Raw genomic sequence first — 26,465 nt, forward strand, 5'->3', positions numbered from 1 at the left:
TCTGATTTTTAGTATAACTCATCAACTCCGATATTCCTCAATCTGGTCCAATTAAGGAATAAAACTTAAACAAGACTTCCAAACCAATTCAATTTTAACACATATAACCAACAATAAAATCAACTCTATGCAAAACTAACGAGGTGATTTATCAAACTTAATTTGAGATCTAAATTAGTTATGCTCATACAAACAAATGTATTACATAAATCTCGTATACTAAATTAAAAAAGGGAAAAAATTCTCATTCTAAGTAATTTGCTATTTCTATCATTGAATTTGTCAATCGCGCTAGTTCCTCATCAAGCGCTGATTGAGATCGCTCCGCTAACCCGCATAGGCGAAGAACTTGTCTTCACAATGCCTCCTAGTCCTAAATCTTCAATGATTTCACTAAATAAAGAAAACGTACTTTCCCTGTGCGTATCGTAAACTTCACGAACGACTAGAGCTGTACGTTTTTCCTCAAGTAATTTAAAGATTATCTTTAATGCAACATGATAGGATTTCGATGAGCCATAACCACCGACGAGGACTTGTGTCTTACAACGCCAGTCGAATAAGAAAGTTTCGAAATGTGGATTTACTTCTTTTTCAATTAATAATGTCATTTTACTCAACTCCTTTAACATTACACGCATAAAAAACACGCGTATTTTCACACCCCAAATTAGACACGCGTTATTTATGCGTGTTATAATGATATTAGAAAGGAGGTAAGGTAATGGGAAAGCAAGTGACCATAAGAGAAGCACTAAAAAGACTCAAAAAAGAAGGATTCATCAAATCTCCTACTCATAAGGGTCCTGGCAGTCATCAGAGATACATACATAAAGATGACCCAACAAGATTTGCTGATATAAGCGTAAAAGCTGATGGTCGATTGATTCCGGTAGGCACACTTAAAAGTATTGAGCAGACTTCAGGGGTTAAATTCTAACCCCTCTCTGCTTACATCTATTGCCTTACCTTAACTTGCCTTTCTCTATATTGCCTTACCTCAATGTCCAAAAGTAACATAATAGCATTTAAAAGAAAGGAGGTATTAATATTGAGCTACGCCAATCATTTTATTTACCCAGTCGTTGTTGAAACTGCAGCCGATGGTGGTTTAGGAATGTATTTCCCTGACTTTGCGGGCACAGCTATTTTAGCTGACCATATTAAAGAAGGTATCCAAGAAGCGAAAGATATGTTAGCTTTTCGTATCCTTGAATTAGAAGAAAAGGAAACATCTCTGCCCAATCCATCAAATCCTGCAGATATCGTTTTGCATGCAGAATCAGATCGCATTATCTTTATTGACGTTTACATGCCCCCATTTCGTAATGAGGCTGTAAATAAAGCCGTAACAAAAAACTGTACGCTACCTCGCTGGTTACGAGATGCAGCTGAAGATGCAGGTTTAAACTTCTCACAGATACTTCAAGCTTCCCTTAAAGAGGCTCTTGGTATTGACCAAAACGACAAAAAAGCAGCCAATTAAGGTTGCTTTTTTTGCTGATATTTTGAATTTCTATAGGTTCATTTTGTTGATTAGAACCAAGCTTTTCAATCTCCACTTTCGTTTTATCAATATTCAGCTTCATCTGCTTTAGTTTAAGTCTACGCTCATCATCAACATCAGCCATTTCCACAAACTGACGAATAGAAGAACGCAACTCCCCGATAGCTCTCGATTGAGCAGTTAGTAGTTGCGCCTGTCGTTCCCATGCAAATTGGAAGTTGTATTCAGTTTCATGCGAAGGATTTTTACCACCTTGCACCTTGCACCTTCTCTCGTTTGAGCTCTTTTATGATTTCGTCTTTTGATTCAACATGCATAATACGTTGAGCGCGAATGATAGCAGCATACTGGATTTGTATTTGGTCCCAGATTAAATCGGCTGGAGAACGTTCGTTCATTGCTTCCATAATTTCAAGCGTTTCTTCTGGTAGGAACTTTGAGAAGAAGCCATGCTTCTCTGCGATTGAGTTGCGTTTCGGAAACTTAGGTGTCGGATTAGAATTACCTCTATTCCCTTTAGCATTATCATTGCCTTTAGGAGCTCCAACCTGTTTCTCTTTGGTTGCATCCTTTTCAGTTGCATCCCTCAACCATTTTTCACGGCTCTTTCGGCTCTTTAATGTTCCAAGCTTTATGTCATGCTTCCCAGCTACATCGCAACCTACCCAAAATGATACGTTTGGAACATCTGGAACATCTGGAACATTTGTAACACTTGGCAAATTTGTAACATTTGAAACAACTATGTTACTAGTTAGAAGATTTACTTTGGCATTTATGTATCATGTATATTCTTCTATAATAAAAATTATCTTAGGCTCTTTTAATCTCATCTAATTCTTTGGTTAAAAAATCAATTTGTTCAGATAAATTTTCAATGGCTTTAATTTTACTTTGATCTACCTTCATGGCAAGGTCTACAGAGATCTTATTTATTTCATTACTGATTTGATACATGGCTTCGGAAATTTCAACCAATTCCTTAGTGATACTTTCAGCTTTTAAATTTTGAAAATCCCAGTTATAAACATAATTATCCCTCATCACTATCCCTCACTTAGATAATTTTTTTACATACAATTCATTTTCCGAAGTAAGTAATAAATATGATTTGAAAGTAACAGAAAGCTTTTACCACCTAAACATTTTCTTCACTTGATTTAATTCAGTTATTAATTCATCAATCTGTTTTTGCATTTTTTCTAACTGTCTTGATTGACCATTCTGACTTTGAGAACTTTTATCATTTGATTGTTCTTTTTTTTCTAAAGCCTCTAAGGCAATACCTGCCGCAACTGCAGTCAAGCCATCTCCAAGCGTAGCTATGCTCGCTCCAATGAACGCAAGTTTAGCAACATATAAATCTAAAGAGTCAGGAGATTGATTTAATTGATTTTGATTTTGATTTTTATCTTTACCCAAGCCTTTTCCTCCTAATTTAAAGATATACATAAATTATCCTAAATCATTATATGCTCCTCATACTCAATAAGATAATTAAGAAATCTCTTGTCTATTGTAGGTGAAATCACAAAAATCATGCCAATAAAGAAATGAAGCAACCCGAAGGTCACTTCATCATCAGATCAATAACTCGTTCTCGCACTCTTTGTACGCTTGTATGGCTCATATTAAGCTTTGCACCAATCCAACGGAAAGGCTTTCCTTCTAACAACAAATAAAGCACCTCTTGCTCTACATCACCAGTTACTTTTGTCGTTAAATGTTGCACCATCAATAATTCGTTTTTAATCTTTTCTATACGAACAACACACGACGCTCTAATTTGAACATGTGCATAAACAGGATCACGTGTCTTCCCAATTGCTTTTGGCATAGTTGCCTCAATACCATACTTCACCGTAGATGCAGTCGCCGTTAATGATTCAAGTTCGTCCTTCATTCTCATATACCTACGCATATTGTCGTGGTAATTTTTAATTGCCTTGTCTAGCTGGTAGCGATTTAGTAGCGTTCTCTCTTTTAACATAGTTCCGCCCTCCTATGTGTTATAATGCTAATACAAAAGGGATTAAGAAGGCGGTCTGCAGCGTGTGACAACGCTGCAGCTTTTTGATTGTTGAAATAGAAAAATATAGAAATTAAGGAGAATATGTGATATATTTCATTTAGATATGTCTTAGGGGGCTAGGCCCGGTGTGTCTGTTAGCAACCTTACTTGTTTTGCTAATATCGTTACAATTACTCTTTAAAGCGAAAAAGAATCGGGTGGTGGTTACTATGAATAATAATTTCTTGTTTGAATGTTTAGCAGATTTCGTTGGTCATTTAGCCGCTATGTGCGGCTCTGCTTTAGTAACGGTTGCTCTGGCGCCCTAAGATATATAGTTTAAGGAATTCGTCCCCAACAACGTCCATTTTTATTATCAATACATTGCACACCATATTTTTCAAGTCGTTCAAAATTGCTTTCTTCATCATCATTTGTACTGTATACCAATTTGTCATCTTGTGCGAAAATATCTACTTGATGATTCAATCCCTAGATTATTGCTTCAAATTCATCTTCGATAGGAATTGTTTGGTATCCCCCAAATGGTTGCCAAATTTTAAATTTATACCTCTTCTTTTCATCTACCTTTACTTCAGTTTTTTTATCTCATACTCAATCGTTAGAACAGCCATTGGTTGCACTGAATAATATTTATATGCGCGTTCATATTGGCCCTCCTACACCATTTCAAAAAGAGATTGTTGTCTATACCCACGCTCAATTATTTGAGGATTGATCCACAAGCTTTCGCATTTTTCTTTCGCAGCTTCGGTTGTGGCCATCTTCGAAATCCTTGTCAAACCACGTAAAATATGTTATACATATCGTTGTTGTATCCACTAATCATGGCAAAACCCCGATGTTTATTTAAAGATTGCAATAACGTTTCATGTTGTTCATCCGTCATTTCATGAGCATAGTGTCGTTTTGTACGTGTGCTCAATAAATACGGTGGATCGCTGTAAATCAAACAATCCTCTTTGTTATAACGGCCAATCAATGTTGCAGCATCTAAATTTTCAATTTGGACATTTTGCAATCGCTCAGTTGCTTCTAAAACGATAGCTGGTAGCTTGCGCCAATCAGGCAATGCACTGAAAGTCGATGAATCTACATTGTGACGCCACCCTTTACGATTACTTGTTTTTCCTCCCCTAGACATCCAACAGCGGATTAAGAATAACCTAGCTCTTTCTAACGCATTTAATTCACCCTTCAATGCTGTAAATGATTCGTTATATTCTTGTCTTGAATAGGGCGTAATTTGAATTTATTGAGCCAATTTTTCTGGCTGGTCACGAATCACTTTAAATAGATTAACGATATTGCCATCTAAATCATTTATTGTTTCAATACGCGCGGCTGGTTTATTGAATAAGACTGCACCACTTCCGAAGAATGGCTCAAGATACACCTCATGCTTAGGCATTTGATTAACTATCCATCTAGCCAGATTCCATTTAGAACCGACATAATTTAGACTCGCTTCAAACAATCACCTCCTGTATTGCACATTTCTTCGCTTCATCATCAAAGTTCTCAGTAAATCCAGTTACTCATTACACCGATATTTCATGTTAAAATGAAATTAAAAAGACTGGGGGAATTTTCTTGAAAAATCTTTCGAAGCTATTTCTGATTTCTGGATTAGTTGCTACATTCTTTGGCCTTTTCCCTTTTTTATTTGCTTATCCATTCAGCGATAGTCCTAATTCAGGTCCCTCAAATTTGTGGGAGCTTATACTTATGATCTCTTATGAAGGAAAGGTGTAGTATTTGATCTTTGGGATTGTGCTACTCTCAGCTTCACTTATCACAAAAAGAAAAGCACATGTTTAATTAACTATTCAAAACCCACTTAATAATCGATACTAGTTTCTCTCAAATGCTTCAAGTCTGCTGATAAAACAACTTAAAGCCGTTTTCTCTAACTTTTAGCACTGGCTTACACGCACTAATAATTTCAATTTGCATACCGTTTCACAGTCTCATGAAGCCCTCGCTCTTTCAGTCATTGTAATAGCATAATCTAAAGCTTCGTCCTGTGTGCTCAAACCTTTCAGCACGCGTAATGCTTCAAGGTTCTGATAAAACCCTATCTCATTTTCTTTGTACTGATATTTTTTTGTAGAGGCTTATGTGTAACACCATCTGATTAAGGCTTGTTCCTGCAAAAATGCTATTCGAAATGTGATATTTCAGTTAGGAAATAAATAATAATTTCCCGGGTAAGCGCAAGAAATGACAAGTTTTACTGTTCATTGACACTTCCATGTGTTGCATCGGTTCTTCTTCAAAAACTGCATAATCTGTGTCTTCGATAACTTCCCTCATATTTTCTGCAAATTCCGTTTTAATTGTTTCATCCACTTCTATAACCTTTTGAAGCTAGGTAGATTTAGGAGCGTATTTCAACACTTCTTTCAATAATAAAAAAGTTATCTTGATTGCTAAATCCTTCTTGAACGAAGCATCCGTTAGTTGAAATAATAGACGAATGAAAGGCCCCTTGTTCAGATACAACGGGTTTACGTCAGAAGTACAAAAAAAGTTATTAAAAAGTTAAAACACACATTATTTCGCGTATGAAAATAAAATATGTTTTTTTTTACATATGTTGTTTATTGCACATTATTCAATTTCATCAAATCACGCAGATAAATAGAGTACATTGTGTGAATTGGAATATGATTTATTAAGTGAATTGTCAGGAGAACGAGAAAATGTAATCGTTGTTTACACAAAGGATTATATATGATAATTTGGTTTAAAATGTTATTTATGGTGGTGGAATAATGAAGTGGACATATGTTTTAGGTATTGTTGTTTTAACTGCGTTATTGAGTATAGGTGGTACTCTTTTAATCACAGAAAAGATCTATGAGAAAGAAGAGTCAGAACATAATGTGAAAGAATTAAAGAACAATTCAAAAGAAGAGAAAAAAGAAAAATTTGTATCAACGGTTGATGTGAGTGGTATGGGATGGGAAAATCCTATTTTCTCCAAGAAAATTGATGAATGGAAAAGTGGAGATGAACCCTTTGTTGGCAATCTAGTAGAAGAAGTGATTCAAGAGATGGCACACCAAAAGATTATCGCTGAATCGAAAGAAGGTTCTATTATGATTACACCAGAAAGAATCGAAACTTTAATACAGATGGTAGAAGAAAACAAAGATAAATATGAACGTCATAAAATGTCTGATAAATATGCACCTTATGAAATATATCTAGATATATTAAAACGTTGGCAAAAAGGTGATTTTTCAACAGTTGACGATGACCATAATATTTTAATGTTTATTCAAGGTGGGAAAACACCTGAAGGTTTAGGGACAGGCATTGCTTCGGAAGAACAAGAGAAAAACTATATTTTCCAAGTTTTTTCAAAAGAGGTTGATGAAGTTTTTGGTTCGACAGAAAAGCAGGGTTTATGAAAAAGATTTTTATTTTTATATTAATGATATTTATATTATTCTCAGGATTCTCAACACAAAGTTATGCCTTGTCAGATTCGAAATCTGCGGCAATACAAGCGTTGCTAGATGATGCCCGTCATATATCAGGTGTTCCAGGAATGTCAATCTCAATTCTTGTTGATAATGAAGTGCTCTACTTTTCTTCAGGGTACGCAGACCGTGAAAAGAGGTTGTCTGCAAGTGAAAATACACTCTATGAGTTAGCCTCAGTCAGTAAAGCTTTTACTGGTTTGGGTATTTTGCTGTTGGAAGAGCAAGGGTTGCTCTCAATGACTGATCCTGTCCAAAAATATTTACCTTGGTTTACGTTAAAGTATCAAGGGAGACTTGTTGATATGCAAAGTCTTACATTAAATAACTTTCTTCATCATACAAGTGGTCTAACAAATATTAGACATACTCAAAATATTCCACAAGGTAATACACCAGATATGTTGCAAAAGACTGTGGAAATGCTCGCTGATGCAGAATTGGAGTTCCCTCCCGGTGAACAGTATAACTATGGAACCGTTAATTATGACGTATTGGGTTTGGTTATTGAGATGGCGTCGGGACAAAGCTATGAAGACTTTATGAAAGAACAGGTATTTCAGCCGTTAGGTCTTCACCAGACGTATGTTTATAAAGAAGATGCTCAAGCCACTGGACAGTTGGCACAAGGCTACCGTTCTTCCTTTTTTATGACAACTCCATTTAAAGCTCCAGATTATGCTGGGAATAAACCTGCAGGCTACATCATTTCTAATACAAAAGATATGGCGCGTTGGATGGGCATACAAATGGATATCGTGCAGAACATACCCGAAATTTTGCAAACGGTTATCGAAAAATCACATAAGAGTGATATGTCAGTTTCGTCTGTCAACGATATGTATTATGCGGCAGGCTGGTTGGTAAACGCCGACCAAACGATTATAGAACACACTGGGGGCAATCCAAATTTCAGAACCGAAGTAGTCATATTGCCAAATGAACGCACAGCCATTTGCTTGCTGAGTAATGGTGCAAATACCAATATAAACCTAGTACTAAAAGTTAAAGATATATTAGATGGCAATCTAACTCAGTCATATGAAATAAGCGGCACACAGCTTTTGGATATTATTTTGTCGTCTTTCACCATTATTCTTTCCCTATTGGCAGTTTTGCTATTTCTATTAGGATTACGCAGCAGAAGGAAAACGAATGAGCGACATCGAATGACAAAAAAGAGAACAATCGTAACAGTTATTTTCCTGATTGCTACGATCGTCCTGGGTATACTGTGCTTTGCTTTCGATTGGTCAACGATACTTATTTGGCAAACATATAGCGTTTTTACAGCTTTGATTTCCTCTGCATTATTAACAGCAAGTATTACATGGTTTGTATACACTCGCCGATAAAATATCTCGCTCCCGTGATAAGAATAATTATAAGTAATTGAATTTCAATTTATCAGTATGCTTAATTTGAAAAACATCAGACACTGCGGTGTCTTTTTTTTTAATAAAACTATTTTTTTAAAATGAATTAAACTAAACAACTATATTATTTTTGCAAAAGCGTTGTTAGGTAACATTTTAAAAGATAGTTATTCAACATTCTGACACGATTGTTAAGCAAATGTTGTTAAAAAGAAGTAGCACATTGGCTACTTCTTCATCTGATTCAATATGTTTTTTCTAACTCTTTAAACCATAGTGCTCGATAATCTTTCTCCACTTCTATTGTTTACTAGCTTTCTTACCATTTTCTCGATCGAATTAAATTTTTTTGTATACTTGTAAAGTTCATTTCTCATTATTCAGATTTATTTTAGTGTAAAGACTCTGTTGTTTTAATGGATAGTGGTTATTTGACAACAGCTGTAATAACCATTTTCTTGCTTGCTCATTGATTTTAAATTCTTGAAAGAAATGATTATAGTGTGCTATCTTGTCTTCAAGAAATTCATATTGGTTATAGTATTCAAAAAAAGACTTATATAGCATGTCAATTTGTCCTTCAGGAATTTGATTTATCTTTCCTTCTAAAACATAACTTAATGTTCCCGCTATGTTTGAACAGTAGAATCGAAAATCCTCATAGAAATCCACCTCTTCCTCATTCGATAAATTCAAAAATTCTGTTCGAAAATCTTCACTTATTTTATTAATATCTTCAGTAGGAAATGGCTGTCTTAATTCATCTTTCATTTCAGTTAATTGTTTTATAATAGTTTTCATATTTTCTCCCTTATTTTTGTGTCAAATACCTATTTTATTAAGTTTGTTCAGTAGACTAACACAAACTCTTCCAAAGCATTGTTTGGTTATCTTTCATAATTGTTATTTCACAATCCCTCTCGATTGTGGAATAATTTTATCTACCATAAGTAATCCATATTCTATACAGATCTTTACCGTCTATTTCAATTATATCTTTATGCAATGTAACATTTACATTTGTGTATCCCGCCCATTGTGGTATTAGTTCCGATAAACAATCGATTACCTTTGCATCAGGAGTTGCATAACCGATATTTTCTTTTCTCAAAAAGCCATTTGAGAAATCTTGATATAATGAGTCCGTCCATTCATAAACTTCAAACTGGGAATCAAAAATCCGTTCATCTTCTTGATATTGTCCGTTTATCCAGAATATTTCCATCACAATAACACCTCCTAATGAATACAGCGTTTTATAACACTATTTCCTGTAAAGATAAAGATACTTTCCTAGCTTTTTTTATTAAAGGGTCCTTAAATGAAAGCTAACATTGCTACTTATTACAGAATCGCTCCCGTATGTTTAATACTAAAGAAGTTTCTATTTGCTGCATTATTTCGATATCTTCAACAAATGTCCCTGCTGTTTAATTAATAAAAAGGAAAAAAGGTTATAGAAAAACCAATAACAAATATAATCAACATTATAATTTCTATTAAATTTTGATTTTTAGTGAACCTTTTACTAAATTTAAAATCCTTTTCCAGTTTAAATTTCCGTTTCAACAACTTTTCGAGAATTATAGAACTAACTATTAAAAGAATATAGATGGTGATTGCGACCCAAAACAAGGCTTTCTCCCCCCAGACAAACTATTCTCTTATATTTTAACATTGTGCATATATTATATGTAAAATATTCCCTAAATATATTTTATACTAATCTGTCAATCAAGCTCTATTGCCCTTAGCATTCTCGTTGTAAAATTGTAGCAGAGTCTTTTTCGCTGTTGTTATAGAATTGTACAGGTAATAATAAGATAGCAGCGAAAAATAAAAGCCGTGATAAGAAATTCCACTCTCAAAACAAAATAAAAACCCCTCGAATCCACTCAAGGGGTTTGCATTCGTCTATTTAGTTATTGTGATAATTGTCGAAAGCTCGCTCTTTAGGTCGTAGAAGTTTGGAAGAAGGAGCCTAAGTTCCTATTAATCTAATGTAAAACCACTAGAACCATCAACTGCTAATGCCATAGCTAAAGCGTAGAATGCTCGACGAGCTCCAGCACAGTTCGGAGATTCTTTATCGGTGGTAGTAAGGTCTGTAGCAGCATCAACAGTTCCACTTGTATTTGTAGTATCGGCTAATATATCTAAGCGAGCCAAATCCCAAAGGCCTGAACGACCGTGCGATGGAAACTTACTTTGGCCGTGTAATGCTTGACCAACATCAAGTTGATGTTTAATCGCTATAGATACTTTGTTTTCCATACTTGCTATTCCTTGTCCTGTAATTCCAGGATAAACATTAAATAATCCAACCATAGCTTGATTGATTCCCTCGCCTTTATTAGGCATTTGCCACGGATTTTTAATCAACTCTGATGAACCTAACATGGCATTTTCAGGAATGTACATTCCCCAATATTTCGCTTGGCTAAACGAATTACTAACTAAGTTATTTTTTATAGTTGAATAGTTATCAAAAATCTCCTTGTAGGTATTAATTAACTGAGTAACCATAACTCCAGAATCCGATTCTATATTCGGAATAAGACTGTGCCATGATGAGGCTGTTGGGTTTTCTATTAAACTTGCATAAATTTGCAAGAATGTTATTGCAAAAGCATTATATGCAGGAGAATCGAACCGAGCACGTAGCATATTATTTGTCAGGTTGACATCAGAAAACCCGTGAACAGGAAGAACTCTTTTTGCAGATAATGAATTGTTATAGGGCTCTTGCTGGAAACAACCTTTAGAAGCATTGGCCACTGAAGTATTGGAACCCCATTGAGTATAACTAAGAACATCTCGGATCGCATTTTTCAGATTATGTGCAGGATCTAATGAAGCGCCAGTCTCATTAACCTTTACATCATATACATGCGCTGCCATCCAACAAGCAACAGCATTTAGTGAAGAATTAAGAATAAATCGTTCGTTTTTAGTTTTAAAATATGCATGATGATTAATATAATCTTTACCGCTTGTACCTGGTTGAATACCTGCGAACGTAACCTTTCCCGAATCATCAAGAACAGTTGGGTTATTTAAGTAATCTTTCTGAGGATCAGTTGATAAATCCGCTGTAGTGATCCAATATCCGATTTGCCCCTCATATGGCCCAGCAGCAAAACGATATGATTTTTCTGAATCATCGTATGCCCAAGCTGACGGAGTACGATAATACTTTAAAATATTGTATTCTCTGGAACTTAATACTTCATTAGCAAAATGCTCTCGGTATTGCTCTAACAATGTATCTACATTAGAAAATGAAACATCGCTCTGAGAATCATCTAATTTCTTAAGCATTGCTGCCCCAAGATAAATTAAACCTGCTAGTTGATCAATTGGATTCGTCGGAAAATTAAAAGCTTTATCGATAAGTTTGGGAATAACAGTATTAACAATTTCTTTGTAAACTGCATCATGTTCTCCAGCTTGAGCCTTTTGTTGTGCAAACTGAGCACAGAACATCATTAGTTGTCCAACACCTTGTTGAATTGGAGAAGAATTGAATGTTTCACTTGAACCATTTAATAAATAGTTTTGGATAAATTTTCTGACTCGAGGATATCGACCTTTATCCTTCTTATAAGGATGTTTTATAGATAACTGCTCAATAGGTAGTAGAAACGCTTCTGCAAAGGCTTGAGCTTCTTGCAAGGGTGTAAATTTTGTCAAATCAAATCACTCCAATTTTTTATTTTTAACGTTACTTATTAAGAACCTAATCTTTCTAAGTAACTAGGCAGGCCATGTATGTCGTGCACCGAACCTACCTCCAATTTTACATTGTTGTTTTAATTAGACTAATTTTGAAAGTATGGCAAGTTTGGAAAAAATACTTTATGTTATAAAAAAAGATTGCAAGGAGTTATTAATGACGAAAAAGAGATAAGTTTAAAGATAAATGTATATTTACTATTGGAATTCTTCTAACAGTGTATCTTCTTATAATTACATGGTCATGAATTACCTTAGGAAAGAAATTAAAAGCAATTTTCATCAAATGCAAAGTGAAATAAAAATTATAAAAAATGTTAAGTAAAGGCACTCGCTATTTTTCACGAGTGCCTTTCCAATCGAACTTATAATATTTTTACGGATTAATTGTATATTAGTATGACTCAAATTCATGTGTCTGCCATTGTAGCAGCTTAGGGTTTCTAACTAATTCCTCCGTTTATATCACAATGAAATTCCATCTCTATGATATGTGAAGAAATAATACCACTTTGCGAGTAGTTTCCTCCAACCGCGATTTTATATACAGTTTTACCCTCAATTAAAGACTCCTCATAACCTAGTTGTGTCCAACTTCCATTAGCGTCAACAGCTTCCGAAGAAATACCGTTAAATATTGAAAATAGTTGCCTTCCCTTTGATGTATTTTCATTCAATTGTGTATCAAAAGATCCTTTAAATATAATATTTGCTTCTTTGGAACCTATTTTTAATGTTACTGTCTTCGGTACTGCCATCGGATTAAAACGTTCATTATTTTCTACAACAACAATTGACGCATTAGCTCGCTCTTTTGCTATCTTTTCAAAGTCTTCTATTTCAATCCAATATTCTTCGAGAAAATCTGTTATAGGCTCCAACTCAAGTTCGAAGTCTTCGTTATTTGCTGCATTTACTCTTTCTATGATAGTTACATATTTTTGATAATAATCTTCTTTTTGCTCTTGCGTTAAGTTCAAAGGAATAGGTTCTACTTTTACAGTCTTTTTACTATTATCCTCGTTAATAATTGTGCTGGAACGCTCATTAGCCAACGTTTCCGCTGTAGCTTCTGCGTTATCAGCTTCATGATTAGTACAGCCTGATAAAGCCAATGTTACTAATAACATACTTATGTAAAAATAGATTTTCAACATTTTCACCCCATTTAAAATTATTTAAAAAGTTACTTCAATAATAACATAAATGGATTTTATTGGGCCTTAAGTGTTTTAAGTTCCCAAAGCATCTTTAGGTAACATAAATTAAAAAATGCTTTCCCTATGCTCTGTCGATTGATGACATTAGAAAGACTATGATTGTGAATATAAATTAGTAATCATATAAAAAAGACATACCAAAAAGGCATGTCATTACAATAATCACCAACATATACAAGCTAAATTAAAAAACCTAAGCCCAATACAATATTGGACTCAGATCTTAGAAGTTGCTTATATTATGTCTAACTTGATTACTTTATGTTTTAACTGATACCTAAGGCAACCGCTGCAATTAACGCGATACAAGCAATGACTACCCAACCAAGTATCATCTTCCAAATAAATTTAATCCACTTTTCATATGGGATACCTGCAACAGCTAAATAAGCCATTAATGCTGATGAAGTTGGGATAATAGAGTTTGTGAGGGAATCCCCATATTGGAATGCTAAAACAGCCACTTGTCGTTCTAATCCTAATAAATCAGTAATCGGAATCATAATCGGCATTGTTGCTGCAGCCTGTCCACTGCCTGATGAAATAAATAAATTTAAAAGTGCTTGGATAATTAACATGCCGATTGCACTAATAGCATGTGGTAAATGTCCAATTGTTTCAGATGCTGCATACACAATTGTATCAATAATCTTCCCTTGTTCTAAAACAACTGTAATGGCACGGGCAAAACCTACAATTAAAGCACCAAATGTTACAGCTTTCGCTCCTTCAATAAAGGAATCAAAGATAGAGGCAGGTTTTAAACCGCCTATTAATCCTGCAACTAATCCCATTATTAAGAAAGATGCAGTTAGCTGTGTTAAGAACCAACCCCAATTAAAGACACCATAAATATTAAAGCCAATTCCACAAGCCATGACAATAAATACAAATTTATGCTTTCCAGTTAATGTAGGAATGTCAATCACTGATACATTAGATTTAGCTTTTTGCTCAATATCATAAATAACGCTTGCCTGCGGGTTCTTTTTCACCTTAAAAGCATAGCGAGATACATAGAAAATAGCAAAGCCTAATACAAAAACATAGACTACTGCACGGAAGCCGATCCCTGAGAATAATGGTACATCTGCTAATGATTGCGCAACACCTACTGTAAAGGGATTAAGCATGCCTCCGAAAAATCCACTAGCAGCACCAAGTGTGATCATGGCAGTTCCTGTTACAGCATCAAAGCCCATCGCGCGTGCAATTGCCACACCAATGGGTACGAAAATAATTGTTTCTTCAGCCATCCCCATTGTAAAACCACCAACAGAGAATAAAATCATCGATAAAGGAATAAGTAATTTTTCTCTGCCTTCTAAAGCTTTTACTCCTTTATAGACACCAGCTTCAATCGCACCTGTTTTATGAATAATGCCAAATACACCACTAACTAAGAAAATGTAAAATATAATTTGAGCTCCTTTTTCAAGCCCCATTGGAATCGCTGTAAACATTTCGAAAAATGAAACTGGATCACTCTCAATATGATGATAGCTTCCATCTACAACGAGCATACGCCCTTCATCATCTTCTACACGATCAAACTCACCTGCTGGAATAATATAACTTAAAATACCTGCTAAAAAAATAATAGCAAAAATAATAGTATATGTATGAGGTACTTTGAGCCAACTCCTCTTCTTTTCTCGCTGTTCATTTTCCATTAAATAACACACCTTTCAAAGATTTAAACATTTAACAACATTGTCGATATATGTCGTTAATAGAAAATAAATATACAGGAGTTAGAATTCTTTGTAAAGTCTTAATTTTCCCCCATTTCAAAAATAATTTGATTGTTGCCTTATAAAATTTATATAAACACACCACTTCCAACAATTCAGTTATGGATTTCCCAAAACTCCCGTTTCAAAGCAAAATAAAAACACCCCGAAGGATGTTAATTACTTTTATTGCGATTTAGTTGTATTTCAATACCAGCTCGATCGATTTGTATCCAATATTCTGCTATTTTTTCATCTTCTATTCGATAAACTGCGCTTGCTATTTCTATAACTGGAAGACTTGTAGGCTGATATCCATCAACCTCTCCAACATGGGTACCAACTTGTTTCCATCGTACATATACTTTATGATCTTGTACCATAAATTCTTGGATTTCTAACGAAAAATTGCCATACGCATCTACCATTTCTTTTACATGATCTGAATAATCTTTCGGCGTTCTTATAACCGTTATTTCTTCTTCAGAAATAACTTGGTGTGCCATTACTTTGTCTGCCATTAATTCAGTTGCATAATCAGGATTTTTCCCTGAACGTACTTCTTCAAAAAATTTCTTAACAATTTGTTCTGGTGTCATTTTAGTCCTCCGTTGTTAAATATGATAGCAAGGATTTTACAATCTCTACATACTTAATCATAATGTATGAGTCAAAAGAATGGAATCTTCTTCTATAATTCACATGCTCAAAACAACACTAAACTCAACCTTCCTATCACAAAAGTGTTTTGGATGTTTGATATAGTTTCTAAAGCATAAGAAAAGCCCCATCCCTGCACTGGATTAAGGCCTTGCATTACTTCTAGTCTATTGTGATAAATTAACGAGTAGGTTATCTTACTTCAAGTATGAGTTTTATAAAAAACGGTAAGCCATTTATCCTGAATCAAAAAAAGATTTTAATTGAAACATATACTGAAAATAAAAATACCCCTATATGGAACCAACCAGAAACTTTTCTCTCTCTTTGAAATTCTTTTATTCCAACAATACATATCAATAATCCTAAGAAGAATATCACTAGGAAACTCAACTGGTAATCACTCGTGATAATTGAGTAAGTCGAGAGTGATATTACTATGATTGAAAAAAGAATTTGTAATATCGTTAGCAAAATAACCATCACCTTTTAAATATTGTATTTTGATTATACAATACAAAAAGTAATATGGTTGTAATTTCCACACATTTGTCTCTTATATTAGTTAAGCAAAAGAGGCCCTGTATAAAGGAGGATATTATATGACAGAAAAAGAATATTTAGAGTTCAAAAGCCATCTCGAGATGAATGATGAACTAAATTTTTATTATAAAGGTGAAGAACTTTGGATAAGTCATAGTCGTGGGAAATCCTATTTAACAATAGTTAAAGATCAATTTTCTCAAGAATTTAATGGATATGAAGAACTCCTTGAAAATGGAACAATAGAAGGTATGAAGATCTCTGAAATATATCCAGATTTAAAATGGTAGAATAGTTTTTTGAATGCTCATAAACAATATAAGAAACTAAATTCAGCGCTATAACCCTTCTATTACTTTAGTTAGTTTTTGAAGTGCGGATAAAAAGCTTGTTAACTCTTGGGGTGATAAAATCGCATAATATTTTTCGGAAACCTGCTGCATAAATCTATCCATTTCTTTTTTATAAAGCAGTCCTTTTTCGGCTAATTCAACAGAAAATGCACGCTTATCATCTACGTGTTGCTTTCTATAAATATAACCTTCCGCTTCAAGTTTTACTAACTGTTGGCTAATAGCGCTTTTCGTAATATTCATTTTTTCTGCTAACTCTGTAGGAGTGGATAAAGGATGTCGAATAATTAATGTTAATAACGAATATTGTTGATTATTTAATTGGAAATTTGTATAAGCTCGTTCTTTTGTTTCAAGTAACAGCCAAAGCTCTTCTAAAGTTTTATTTATTTCCTCAGGTAAGTTTTCATTATTCATCATTTTGTTGATCACCTCTTCTTCTCCAATTTTTAGGATTTAACTTACTTTTATATTTAGTCACCACTTCTTTCCCAACAAGCGCAATACCTAACAAACAAAGTATTTCTCCCAAAACTATAAATAATGTTATAAAAGTTGCCTTTATATGAGTCGGAAATGGCGTAAATGGTACGATTGCAGCCGCTCCCCATAAGATAGGATAAAGGATTAGAAGCCCTATTCCAAGTTTAAATAGAAATGGTTTTTTTTTCTTAGCTTCATCTGTAATAATCTCTCTTTCCAATTTCAATCCCCCTAATTTAGTTAAGTTAACTAAATTATATACCAAATGATTTTTGATTACAAGAATTTAAAATACAATCACTCTTATAAAAACGTCTCATCAACAATCTAAAAGTGAATTGTGTCTAGAAATACAAAAACACGGGTAAAGAATACATAGTTGAAGAAACAAACAGGAGGTAATTTGAAATGAAGAATCAAGTTATTGGCGTATTCGATAATGAACAAAAAGCAGCTGAAGTAGTTAAAGATTTAAAAGAGAGCGGCTATACAACTGAGGAAATTTCAGTTATTGCTAAAAAAGCAAAAGAACTATCAGTAAACACACAGGAAGTAAAACCCTCCACTATGGATGGGGCCATTGCTGGAGCTGCGACTGGAGCTGCCATTGGCATAGCAGGCGTGATAGTAGGATTGTCCAGTATATTAATTCCAGGATTTGGTGCTGTATTGGCTGCAGGCCCTATCATTACAACAATTGGAGGAGCAGTCGTAGGGGCAAACTCTGGAGCTGGTGGCTTAAAGCATGCACTTATGGAAATTGGAGTCCCAGATGATGAAGCGGAACGCTATTCAAATGACGCTGAAGATGGTAAAATCCTAGTTTTACTTCATCACAACGCGTGAGGAAGAATTGAAAAGTCTCTACTTTCCCAATTAACATGCTGTGATTTAAGCTAAAATTCGCTAAATCACTTACTATAACTATAAAAAATAAGTGAGTTTCTATGTTTGTATGGATTTTGTACAAACATAGGACTTTTTTTATTTGTCGCTTTTCATTTGGCGACATAAGATGTTCCTCAAATAGCACCCCATGTAGGAAGTCCAGTGCATGCCATCTCCATTTGTTCAGAGACAGATTTTACTTAAGTTTTGGCGCCATGTTTGTTATCATGTAGGTGCTCCTAATTTTAATATAATAAAACTACTAATTAATGATTTGGCAAATTTACTTCTATACCCCTCTGTACTTATATTATTTTGATGTACTATCATTTAAAAGAGGTGATATTTTGTCAGGCATATATAAATATCTTAAATACATATTTTTAATCATTTTTACTGTAAGATTAATTAGTTTCAGTCCAGACTATTTAGAACCATTACTTCTTTCTTTGTATCTTCTATTTGCAGGGTTAATAGCATTACTTGGAATACTTCAAGATTTTTTTAACCCCAGTAAAAAAACAGATATGCTATTGCGCATAGTCACCATCATTTTTGCTCTAGTATTATTGACTGCTTCATTAATATATAAATCCACTCCTTCAATTGTTTTTTCAATAGTAATGTTAATTGCATTTAGTTTCTCTTTATTTTTAGAAACGAAGCAAGAGGAATAATACCTTTTGCTTTCTACCCTTCTCCATTAAATTTCCTATAAGAAGAGAAAAACAAATATAAAAAGCCACTCAAGTGAATGGCCAATATGCTAATGTGGGGGAAATCACCACTTCTCATTGTTTTTGTGATTTTTAAAATGAATGTACTCTGTATTTTTGACTCTCGTCCAACTACTAATAGCATTCAAAATAACGATAAAGATCACAAATAAAACTGAACCTACCATGAAATGACCTAAGAAAAAAGAAACAAATGCCACAACAAATAGTAATATTATTAAAATTATCGCTAATATTTGTAATTTTCCATTTTTCTTCTTTGCACTCATACGCTCACCCTCCTCTTAAATGATTTCTGTGTCTTTTAACATATTGATATGGTTTATTTTAACATATATTAAAGTATTGCACAAAAATATCTTAATCAAAACTTATGTTAACTTGTTTTCTCCAAATCTCGTAGCACTCGATGGTTGACTTTATATTTCACCTAGCCATTTTAGCTTGAAAGTACATTATAGTAATTTTCATTAAATTAGAAAAGATAAAATCAACTTGTAGCGTTTTAATTATTTTACTTTTTACTAAAAACATATGTTAAAGTTATTTAAATAATATTTCAAAAAGAAGGTCTTGTTTATGTTAGAAAAACTAAATGGATTTCTCCAAAAATACATTGCTATTTTAACACCATTAAGTTTAGTTGTAGGTGTTTTATTAGAAAGCTTTGGACACAGTCTATTATTCCTCGTATCTTGGCTATTTGCTTTTATGACATTCGTTGGAAGTTTAAACATGAAATTTAAAGATGTAAAAATTTTCACAAAACATCCAGCTCTCATCTTATTTTCCATTATCTTTCTTCACTTATTGATGCCTTTATGGGCTTATTTTTTATCGACAATCATTTTCGATGATCATTTATTAACTGTCGGCTTTGTATTATCGGTTGCAGTCCCTACCGGCGTAACAAGTGTTATTTGGATAAATATCTGTAAGGGAAACTTGCCGTTAGGCTTATCTATTATTTTAATTGATACGCTACTTTCTCCGTTTATCATGCCGTTCATGCTCTATATAGTTTCAGGTGAAAAAATTCAATTAGATGTTGCTTCCCTTATACTTAATTTAATTTTGATGATTGTGTTGCCCACTATTCTAGGTATATTAGTGAACGAACTTTCCAAAGGAGAAATACCAAAGAAATTTGGTAAAAAACTTGCTCCTTTTTCAAAACTGTGTTTATTTGCAGTGATAATGATTAATAGTAGTGCCATTTCTCCATATTTAACAAATTTCAACTTACATCTAATTTCAGTTTTACTTTTAGTCTTGGTAATTGCTGTCTCGGGCTATGTTTTTGCTTTAATAATTGGTCGATATATTATTAAAGACTATCCACAAATGACGACTTTAGTATTTACAGGAGGAATGAGAAATATTGCAATTGGTGTCATTGTTGCAACAACATATTTCCCAAGTAAAGTAGCAATGCCCGTTGTATTCGGAATGCTGTTTCAACAAGTTTTAGCGTCCTTATTTAGCAAAATTGTTACAAAACGTACAGTCACTTCTTCTAATAATTAACTTAAATAATAATTTGTTACCTGCTACTTACAATCATAAAATGAATACTGGTGTTCTTTTGTTTTAGTTACTGCACACTTTCTTTCAATAAAGATGGTACTCACCATAATGTTCGATACTTTTGTATGCTCAACCTTTCAGCACTTATAAAGCCTCTATGATCGGATATAATTCTTTTCCATACTCATGCAAAAGAAAAAGCATCCTCAAAAGAGGATACTTTTATGAATTTTATGAAACTTGTTTATGAAGTAACGGTAAGCTTATTAAAAGCATTACAATTCCTAACGCCAAAAAATATAAAGGCATTGCAAGGACTGTTCCATTATGGAAAAGGCTCATGCCAAAGATTGTCGCGCTGACGAGTAAATAATAGCCTAAGCTAAATAATGCACTAGCAGTACCGATAACGTCTTGAAAATCGATGAGCGCTAAGCTTAAACAGTTTGGTAAAGCGGTACCTGTACCAAATAGAATAATGAACACACTCATAATCATCGTGGGCATCTGTAATACAGTAGGTAAAAAATGGACTGCTGTAGCGCATAATGTACCGATGAACATTATAACTAAACCACGGACGATAATTTTCTCAGGTTTTGTGTGACTAACGAGTCGTTTAGATAGCATCGCCCCTGCAATAGAAGCGAGTGCAACGATAATGCCTAAATAACCATAGACCGCACTTGTTAGTGTAAAGTATTGCGTAAAAATAAAAGGTGCTTCGGTATAGTAGCTAAATAAAACACCATTAATACCGCCAATTAATACGCCGTAACGCCATAGACGCGGATTTGTAAGCATGCGTTTTACTATTGGTAATATTGGCTTCATCTCATATGTTGCTAGCGCTGTTTCTGGTAAGCGTAAAGACGCATAGCAAAATACAATAATGCTCATAGCGACTAACACTAAAAATACAGCTTTAAAGCCAAAATAATAATCAGTAAAACCTCCGATTAACGGACCAAGTGCAGGTGTAAATGCAAGGCCTGCTGAAATTTGAGCAAACAATTTATGACGCACAACACCAGTAAAGCTTTCCCGTAAAATCGTTTGTGTCACGACAGAGCCAACACTTGCACCAAACGCTTGAATAAAGCGTGCGACTAATAAAACTGCCATTTCATTTGCTACTAAACAAAGTACATTACCAACAAAATATAAAAATAACCCATAAAGCATTGCCTTACGACGTCCGATTTTATCAGAAAGTCGTCCAAAGAAAAATACTCCGAAGGCAAAAGCGATAAAGTATACGCTCATAGTAAGCTGTGCTTCACTCATAGAAGTGTTCAATACTTCTGCGATAGAAGGTAATGATGGGCTAAAAATAGTTTCACTAATTTGTGGAAAACCTACTAATACAATTAATAATAATAAGCTAGGTGTTTTGTTTCCGATGTTTTTCTTCAAAATAATCCTCTCCTAAATAATTATAGGTTTGAAAGAAAAACATCGTAGCTTGGGAAATGGTGGCTTCACGAGTTTAATTTGTTCTAAATCACTCATGAATTCACTTCCTTCCTAATTAAATATACGTAAAATTATACCATCCCCACGGTTAAAATGACGACAGGTTTTTTTTTATAAGTTAAAAACTAAATCATTTTCTGCACGTAGTGTGTCAAAATAGAGGTATTGGAGTAAAAAGCTAGATCTTCGCATTTTCTGTATAAATAAAGGATTTACTTTGTTAATGAAGTGAATCCTAAAAGCAAAAAATCGATGACCTGTTAGCTTAAATGCTGTCATCATATCCATAGGCTTTAAAATGAGCACCATTCCCTCCTACTAGCCAGCTTTTATTAAATGCTAATGCCATCCTTTTTAACTGAACGGGGGGTGCATTAAGCTCATTCCCTTCTGCTTTTTGATAAAACTCTATCTCATTGTCTTTAGCCTCATTGCCATGATTCCTCTATGAAATGAGGATTTCAGTCTTTACTAACTCAATATGTAGTTGAACAAAAAGAAAAGAACGCCATAATGGACGTTCTCATTTTTTATTCAATAAAATTTATTATATATTGCCCTTTTGTCGACCCATCTTCAGACGTAATATCCAGCCATGATACATAGATATTTGATATCGTATCTGATTCTGTATAGTCGAAATTATCATCACCGATATTTTTTCTAAATACATAGCTTTGAGCTGAACCATTGTAGGATTCAATTGCTGCTTTAATTTCACCTACTGTTGCTGTCGATTTAACTGTTATAAATCCAATTGTGTTGTCCAGTTGTACAATATTTGTGTCTTTTGTTTTTATTCTTACTTCCGCTAATGGTTCAAGTACATTTTGATTTACAACTGCATCTTTATAACTAATAGCTTGAAACTTGAAAATTAACGAGCCTGAAGGCAATCCTTTAGGAAGTGTGACCTTTCCCGAACTCACCCATGATAAGTCATAATTTAAAGGATTAAATGTAACTCCACCGTCTGTACTGATTAAAATGGAATTTATTTTAGATTCCCAAGAAGAATTAGAAGAGAAGCTAATTTCGAGTATATTGTCCAAGTAGTTATTTGTAGTATCAGGTATTAAAATTGGTGCTTCTAACAAGCTATTCTCGTCTTATACCTCTATATTTAAGTTTTATAACGAGCCTTCACCGTACAGGCGACTTTCATCACATACGGCGATCCGTCAGTAATAATTTTTCTTATTTCCCCAAAAAAATTATAACTTTAGTCATAGGTTATTGTCACTATAATTAAATTTTTGTACATATTTATTTAGCTTGTTACACTTTCTTTCATCCAAGCATCCAACTGGTCGTTCTGCAAATGTAAGGGCTGTTCCAGACTTTTTTAAATAAGCCACTACTCATTAATTGACGTCTTCTAAAATAAATGCATATTTTTCAATATTTTCATCTGACTCAATTGTAATTCCAAATAAAGTAGCGGCATCATTCGCATGTTCGATATTGGTAAGTTTAGTCATATTATCAAAAATATCAGCGTTCATTTTAATTTTATTAATATGCTTGCCCTGCAAATTAAGATAGTCCATTCCTTCTCGAATTTCCGTTAATAAAGTGTCCAATCATTTTCCTCCTTACACATTTGTTAACCTCTAATTCATATCATGCCACTATCTATCGAAAAATATTGCAATACAATAAAAATAACAGTAATACGTCCATCTATTACTACCTGTCAGGCTAGCACTAACCACTATATTATGACGAAGCTTCTTTACTAGTCAGCGACAATATAGAATTTTATAATCAGCCTGTACAGTAAAGAAATTATAAAAGCGAAAAAAGGACATGCTTTACTGGCATGCCTTTAAAATTTTCAATATTTATAAAGTGATGTCAGCCATAAAACATCTATTCATGGCGTTATAAGTAAGGCTTAAAACTTTAAATACCAAAACACAGCCTTTTCATTCGCATATTTTGAGTTTGCATAAAGCATATTGTCGACTGAACCTATGGTGAATCCATTTTTAGAATAAAAACGACAAGCGAGCAAATTAACAACTTGTGTTTCAAGTGTAAAACCTTTCATTTCCTTTTCTAAAGCACACCCTTTAGCTCTTTTTAAGAGTGCAGTACCTATGCCATTACAACGTTGGCAGCGATGTTATTTTCGAGTTTTCCATTCATTACTTATAGGATTTCCTCAGCCAACTCTAAAATAATTCCCTCTGGACCTCGAACGTAGCATAATTTATAACTATCTTCATATTGCTGTATTTCACTAAAAATTTCCGTACCTTTCCCTTTTAGTTTAGCAACAATAGCTTCCATATTTTCAACTGTAAATGCAAGGTGTCGGATACCGAGTGTATTTGCAAAAGTTTGCTGAAGATCTTTTTCATCTAATGGTGAATAAAATTTGATGAGTTCTATCCATGTTGGACCGTCTGGAGTTCCCAATCCTACACACCCAACTTTAGCGTCTTTAAGTCCAACTGCATATCCCATCAAATCTCCTTCCGCTTCCCATTCCCCTTTTACTTCAAGTCCAAAATCGTGGAAAAACGCTTTAGCGGCAGAAAGATCGTTTACGACAATAGCCACATGATCTATCCTTCTGATTTTCAACTTTCATTCCTCCTCAGTTGTTTTTTCAACGTAATGTATACAATTTCCAGTATTGTCAAAGCGATAAATAGTAAATCTATAATATACTAACCATAACAAATAAAAAAAGTATCACCATAAAAAATTTTTAAGATGTTTTTGAAGTTTTTATTATGTTATTATTTACATAAATTACATATTAAAGTGCTTGAGTGGACTAAATTCGGTAAGTACATCAATTTCGCTTTCTACGGGGTATTTTCCTTTTTTACCTCCATTTGGCATAATGTTAATAATGGAACTTGGATTTGTTAGAAAGAAAACCTATTGTATGAGATTTTCTAATTAGCTGAAGTGTTATTATCGCTTATTATCAATCCCATTATTTGGAGGTGCGTTGTATTGACTAATAAGAATAGAACGATTCTTAGTTTAGTAAGTAGTTTAGCATTATTTACTTTAGGAGCCTATAGAATCTTTACAAACAACTTAGAAGAAATGTCCATATTAGTAGCTTATATTTTCTTGATTGGCGGTTTTATCACCATTTTATCAAGTGTTGTCATGTTGTCTAAGAAGAAACAAACTTAATGTTTCTTTTTTAATGTTACTAATCAAGTTATTAAATATGCTTCACTTGTAACTACCAGATTTATTTTTAAAGTAAGTAGATATATTGCTTTCAATTGACCCTTTCTAACCATATAATTAACAAACTAAAAGGAGGGAAAGAATGAAACATAATCCTTTACATCAATGGCAAAAAGAACATAATAAGCGAATCAAAGATTTCCATAAGAAACATGCTTTAGAATTAGAAAATGGCGTAAATGGAGACGGGTTATTAGCTAGGTGGGAACGTTTTGTATACAGCAAAGGGAAAGCTTTTTTAAAAGCCATCAAATAATGTTAACTAGCTGTCTTTTCTAAGGCAGCTCTTTTTAATGTGTAAACCCATTATCTAATATGGATTTCACAGCCCATCATCTCCTCGATTATCCGAAAATACATGCATGCTATGAAAGATGTAGATTGACATTCCATCTCATCACTTAAAGCGTGTTGTAGTAGAAAAAAGAAAAAGACACTCCTCTAAGGAATGTCCCCCAATTTTTATCTATACATATCTAACTGATTTAACAAATATCTTTCTACTTCATTTATTGAAAGGACCACTTCTTTATGAAGTGTATCTTCTATGCTATCTTCAGTTATAAATACTAAATACTTATTTACATCTACAAAAAATTTCTCAAACTCTTTTAAAAATGCCTCAATTTTATGATCACCAGGTGTTACAGATAAGTAGATTGTTTTAAATAAATTAAAGTCACTATACGCATTACTTAAAAAATAGATGGCCAGCGTTTTATCGTTATTTACATTTGATTTTACAAAAGATAAGTTTTGCTTTAATTTATTCAAAGCATTTATAAGATTAGTAGTTTGTTTAAACATATTCGCTGTATTACTATACATCTAATATCCCCTCCAACTTTAATAATAAAAAGAAAACTATAAAAATGGAATATTTTTTTCAAACTTTTTCTCTTAAATTTTGCTTTTTATATGCCTGAAAAGTCATGAAAGAGTCCTCACACAGTAACAAGTACTTCTACATAACAGGTTTGTTCATTTTATACAAAAAAGCCCTTACAACGAGCTGTGAAGGACCTAAAAGAAATTTTTCAAATTACGAATGCTGTAGCACAAAGTTATATTTTTTGTTTATCTTGCTTGCAATGGTTTCTAGGAATAATTCAACCGTCATATTTTCCACTTCTCTTGTATACCATGCTAGTTTAGCACCGTAATTTTTCTTATTATAATTTACTTCTAATGGCCAAAAGTTTTTTGTAGCGTAAGTATAATCAAACTTAACAAAAAGTTCCTTCCCATCTGGACATTCCATAACAACATTATAAATAGGATTTTTTCGTTCTTTTTCAAACTTAACTTTTCTAATTTTGGTTAACAATAGTATCCCTCCATTTATGTACTAATTCGACAAGAAGAGCAGAACTCCTCTAAATTCAGACAAGTATATAATATTAGTCAACATTTACATATAACCAATGTTATTTTATTAACTTACAAAACTGTGTATGATATTATAAAATTAGTTATTTTTTA

Annotated in this window: 34 protein-coding genes and 2 pseudogenes; 10 read left to right on the plus strand and 26 right to left on the minus strand. The window is 33.5% G+C overall.

Translation table 11 applies throughout. The features are described 5' to 3' along the window. Positions 1-326: 326 nt before the first annotated feature. Positions 327-611: pseudogene (locus FH508_RS13265) on the minus strand (phage terminase large subunit); the annotation flags it as partial. A gap of 113 nt (positions 612-724) precedes the next feature. On the opposite strand from FH508_RS13265, the gene FH508_RS13270 reads away from it, so the two are divergent. Both FH508_RS13270 and FH508_RS13275 read left to right on the plus strand, forming a co-directional pair. Beyond that, positions 725-940 (plus strand): type II toxin-antitoxin system HicA family toxin, encoded by a 216-nt coding sequence (locus tag FH508_RS13270; protein ID WP_172771775.1) that lies wholly within the window; start codon positions 725-727, stop codon positions 938-940. 111 nt (positions 941-1,051) lie between these two features. Then, positions 1,052-1,486 (plus strand): type II toxin-antitoxin system HicB family antitoxin, encoded by a 435-nt coding sequence (locus FH508_RS13275; RefSeq protein WP_217270087.1) that lies wholly within the window; start codon positions 1,052-1,054, stop codon positions 1,484-1,486. Here the strand turns inward: FH508_RS13275 and terS are convergent. From terS to FH508_RS13310, 8 genes and pseudogenes are all read right to left on the minus strand, one after another. Then, positions 1,437-2,163 (minus strand): annotated as a pseudogene (gene terS / locus FH508_RS13280) (phage terminase small subunit); the annotation flags it as partial. The gene FH508_RS13275 and the pseudogene terS sit on opposite strands and share 50 nt — an antisense overlap. 157 nt (positions 2,164-2,320) lie before the next feature. Beyond that, entirely contained in the window at positions 2,321-2,551 is a 231-nt protein-coding gene (locus tag FH508_RS13285) for a hypothetical protein (RefSeq protein WP_172771777.1), read from the minus strand. An 87-nt stretch (positions 2,552-2,638) separates the two neighbouring features. Continuing rightward, entirely contained in the window at positions 2,639-2,929 is a 291-nt protein-coding gene (locus FH508_RS13290) for a translation initiation factor 2 (RefSeq protein WP_172771778.1), read from the minus strand. Between the two features lie 148 nt (positions 2,930-3,077). Then, a complete protein-coding gene (locus FH508_RS13295; protein WP_228134074.1) occupies positions 3,078-3,497 on the minus strand; it encodes a hypothetical protein in 420 nt (139 codons plus the stop codon). A 360-nt stretch (positions 3,498-3,857) separates the two neighbouring features. Beyond that, entirely contained in the window at positions 3,858-4,007 is a 150-nt protein-coding gene (locus FH508_RS13300) for a hypothetical protein (protein ID WP_172771779.1), read from the minus strand. Positions 4,008-4,317: 310 nt separating this feature from the next. Then, positions 4,318-4,683, minus strand: coding sequence for a DNA adenine methylase (locus FH508_RS24115; RefSeq protein WP_370635629.1), 366 nt, complete (start codon positions 4,681-4,683; stop codon positions 4,318-4,320). Between the two features lie 108 nt (positions 4,684-4,791). Continuing rightward, positions 4,792-4,950, minus strand: a complete 159-nt coding sequence (locus FH508_RS24120; protein ID WP_370635630.1) for a DNA adenine methylase — start codon at positions 4,948-4,950, stop codon at positions 4,792-4,794. Positions 4,951-5,723: 773 nt separating this feature from the next. Next, the gene (locus FH508_RS13310; RefSeq protein WP_172771780.1) at positions 5,724-5,891 is read right to left on the minus strand and encodes a hypothetical protein; all 168 of its coding nucleotides are present in this window, start codon (positions 5,889-5,891) and stop codon (positions 5,724-5,726) included. Positions 5,892-6,316: 425 nt separating this feature from the next. Here FH508_RS13310 and FH508_RS13315 point away from each other — a divergent pair, with 425 nt between their 5' ends. Together FH508_RS13315 and FH508_RS13320 are read left to right on the plus strand one after the other, a co-directional pair. Further along, positions 6,317-6,958, plus strand: coding sequence for a DUF6241 domain-containing protein (locus FH508_RS13315; protein ID WP_172771781.1), 642 nt, complete (start codon positions 6,317-6,319; stop codon positions 6,956-6,958). Then, positions 6,955-8,385, plus strand: a complete 1,431-nt coding sequence (locus FH508_RS13320; RefSeq protein WP_172771782.1) for a serine hydrolase domain-containing protein — start codon at positions 6,955-6,957, stop codon at positions 8,383-8,385. The genes FH508_RS13315 and FH508_RS13320 overlap by 4 nt, the downstream gene beginning before the upstream one ends. Before the next feature lie 387 nt (positions 8,386-8,772). On the opposite strand, the gene FH508_RS13325 is transcribed toward FH508_RS13320, so the two are convergent. The 7 genes from FH508_RS13325 to FH508_RS13355 form a co-directional block, all read right to left on the minus strand. Continuing rightward, positions 8,773-9,207: a YxiJ family protein gene (locus FH508_RS13325; RefSeq protein WP_172771783.1), complete on the minus strand. Its 435-nt coding sequence runs from the start codon at positions 9,205-9,207 to the stop codon at positions 8,773-8,775. A 136-nt stretch (positions 9,208-9,343) separates the two neighbouring features. After that, on the minus strand, positions 9,344-9,634 hold the full coding sequence (locus tag FH508_RS13330) for a hypothetical protein (protein WP_172771784.1): 291 nt from the start codon (positions 9,632-9,634) through the stop codon (positions 9,344-9,346). A 764-nt stretch (positions 9,635-10,398) separates the two neighbouring features. Beyond that, positions 10,399-12,099 carry a hypothetical protein gene (locus FH508_RS13335; RefSeq protein WP_172771785.1) on the minus strand — a complete coding sequence of 567 codons (1,701 nt, stop codon included), beginning with the start codon at positions 12,097-12,099 and terminating at the stop codon, positions 10,399-10,401. 485 nt (positions 12,100-12,584) lie between these two features. After that, positions 12,585-13,298, minus strand: coding sequence for a hypothetical protein (locus FH508_RS13340; RefSeq protein ID WP_228134075.1), 714 nt, complete (start codon positions 13,296-13,298; stop codon positions 12,585-12,587). Between the two features lie 329 nt (positions 13,299-13,627). Next, on the minus strand, positions 13,628-15,034 hold the full coding sequence (locus FH508_RS13345; RefSeq protein WP_172771787.1) for a YfcC family protein: 1,407 nt from the start codon (positions 15,032-15,034) through the stop codon (positions 13,628-13,630). Positions 15,035-15,270: 236 nt separating this feature from the next. Next, a complete protein-coding gene (locus FH508_RS13350; protein ID WP_172771788.1) occupies positions 15,271-15,693 on the minus strand; it encodes an ester cyclase in 423 nt (140 codons plus the stop codon). A 307-nt stretch (positions 15,694-16,000) separates the two neighbouring features. Then, positions 16,001-16,237: a DUF3953 domain-containing protein gene (locus FH508_RS13355; protein ID WP_172771961.1), complete on the minus strand. Its 237-nt coding sequence runs from the start codon at positions 16,235-16,237 to the stop codon at positions 16,001-16,003. A gap of 119 nt (positions 16,238-16,356) precedes the next feature. Between FH508_RS13355 and FH508_RS13360 the strand changes: the two genes are divergently transcribed. Next, entirely contained in the window at positions 16,357-16,587 is a 231-nt protein-coding gene (locus FH508_RS13360) for a hypothetical protein (protein ID WP_172771789.1), read from the plus strand. A 48-nt stretch (positions 16,588-16,635) separates the two neighbouring features. On the opposite strand, the gene FH508_RS13365 is transcribed toward FH508_RS13360, so the two are convergent. Both FH508_RS13365 and FH508_RS13370 read right to left on the minus strand, forming a co-directional pair. Further along, positions 16,636-17,067 (minus strand): MarR family winged helix-turn-helix transcriptional regulator, encoded by a 432-nt coding sequence (locus FH508_RS13365; RefSeq protein ID WP_172771962.1) that lies wholly within the window; start codon positions 17,065-17,067, stop codon positions 16,636-16,638. Beyond that, positions 17,060-17,353 (minus strand): transporter suffix domain-containing protein, encoded by a 294-nt coding sequence (locus FH508_RS13370; RefSeq protein ID WP_172771790.1) that lies wholly within the window; start codon positions 17,351-17,353, stop codon positions 17,060-17,062. Before FH508_RS13370 ends, FH508_RS13365 begins: the two co-directional genes overlap by 8 nt. 188 nt (positions 17,354-17,541) lie before the next feature. On the opposite strand from FH508_RS13370, the gene FH508_RS13375 reads away from it, so the two are divergent. Both FH508_RS13375 and FH508_RS13380 read left to right on the plus strand, forming a co-directional pair. Then, a complete protein-coding gene (locus tag FH508_RS13375) occupies positions 17,542-17,979 on the plus strand; it encodes a general stress protein (RefSeq protein WP_172771791.1) in 438 nt (145 codons plus the stop codon). A gap of 389 nt (positions 17,980-18,368) precedes the next feature. After that, positions 18,369-18,698 carry a hypothetical protein gene (locus FH508_RS13380; RefSeq protein ID WP_217270088.1) on the plus strand — a complete coding sequence of 110 codons (330 nt, stop codon included), beginning with the start codon at positions 18,369-18,371 and terminating at the stop codon, positions 18,696-18,698. A gap of 104 nt (positions 18,699-18,802) precedes the next feature. Here the strand turns inward: FH508_RS13380 and FH508_RS13385 are convergent, their stop codons facing one another. Beyond that, positions 18,803-19,027: a hypothetical protein gene (locus tag FH508_RS13385; RefSeq protein WP_172771792.1), complete on the minus strand. Its 225-nt coding sequence runs from the start codon at positions 19,025-19,027 to the stop codon at positions 18,803-18,805. 310 nt (positions 19,028-19,337) lie between these two features. On the opposite strand from FH508_RS13385, the gene FH508_RS13390 reads away from it, so the two are divergent. Beyond that, the gene (locus FH508_RS13390; protein WP_172771793.1) at positions 19,338-20,285 is read left to right on the plus strand and encodes a bile acid:sodium symporter family protein; all 948 of its coding nucleotides are present in this window, start codon (positions 19,338-19,340) and stop codon (positions 20,283-20,285) included. 231 nt (positions 20,286-20,516) lie between these two features. Here FH508_RS13390 and FH508_RS13395 read toward each other — a convergent pair whose 3' ends face one another. The 5 genes from FH508_RS13395 to FH508_RS13415 form a co-directional block, all read right to left on the minus strand. Continuing rightward, positions 20,517-21,701 carry a multidrug effflux MFS transporter gene (locus tag FH508_RS13395; protein WP_172771794.1) on the minus strand — a complete coding sequence of 395 codons (1,185 nt, stop codon included), beginning with the start codon at positions 21,699-21,701 and terminating at the stop codon, positions 20,517-20,519. A gap of 590 nt (positions 21,702-22,291) precedes the next feature. Then, positions 22,292-22,858: a hemoblobin-interacting domain-containing protein gene (locus FH508_RS13400; RefSeq protein WP_172771795.1), complete on the minus strand. Its 567-nt coding sequence runs from the start codon at positions 22,856-22,858 to the stop codon at positions 22,292-22,294. A 267-nt stretch (positions 22,859-23,125) separates the two neighbouring features. Further along, a complete protein-coding gene (locus FH508_RS13405) occupies positions 23,126-23,344 on the minus strand; it encodes a lactate dehydrogenase (protein WP_172771796.1) in 219 nt (72 codons plus the stop codon). Between the two features lie 314 nt (positions 23,345-23,658). Next, entirely contained in the window at positions 23,659-23,865 is a 207-nt protein-coding gene (locus FH508_RS13410; RefSeq protein ID WP_172771964.1) for an N-acetyltransferase, read from the minus strand. Between the two features lie 50 nt (positions 23,866-23,915). Further along, entirely contained in the window at positions 23,916-24,353 is a 438-nt protein-coding gene (locus FH508_RS13415; protein ID WP_172771797.1) for a VOC family protein, read from the minus strand. Positions 24,354-24,734: 381 nt separating this feature from the next. On the opposite strand from FH508_RS13415, the gene FH508_RS13420 reads away from it, so the two are divergent. Then, on the plus strand, positions 24,735-24,923 hold the full coding sequence (locus tag FH508_RS13420) for a hypothetical protein (protein ID WP_172771798.1): 189 nt from the start codon (positions 24,735-24,737) through the stop codon (positions 24,921-24,923). A gap of 142 nt (positions 24,924-25,065) precedes the next feature. Beyond that, a complete protein-coding gene (locus tag FH508_RS13425; protein ID WP_172771799.1) occupies positions 25,066-25,239 on the plus strand; it encodes a hypothetical protein in 174 nt (57 codons plus the stop codon). A 206-nt stretch (positions 25,240-25,445) separates the two neighbouring features. On the opposite strand, the gene FH508_RS13430 is transcribed toward FH508_RS13425, so the two are convergent. Further along, positions 25,446-25,811, minus strand: a complete 366-nt coding sequence (locus FH508_RS13430) for a hypothetical protein (protein WP_172771800.1) — start codon at positions 25,809-25,811, stop codon at positions 25,446-25,448. Positions 25,812-26,025: 214 nt separating this feature from the next. Then, the gene (locus FH508_RS13435) at positions 26,026-26,310 is read right to left on the minus strand and encodes a hypothetical protein (RefSeq protein WP_172771801.1); all 285 of its coding nucleotides are present in this window, start codon (positions 26,308-26,310) and stop codon (positions 26,026-26,028) included. Positions 26,311-26,465 lie beyond the last annotated feature (155 nt).

Source organism: Lysinibacillus sp. CD3-6 (genome assembly GCF_006351725.2).
Classification (GTDB): Bacteria; Bacillota; Bacilli; order Bacillales_A; family Planococcaceae; genus Lysinibacillus.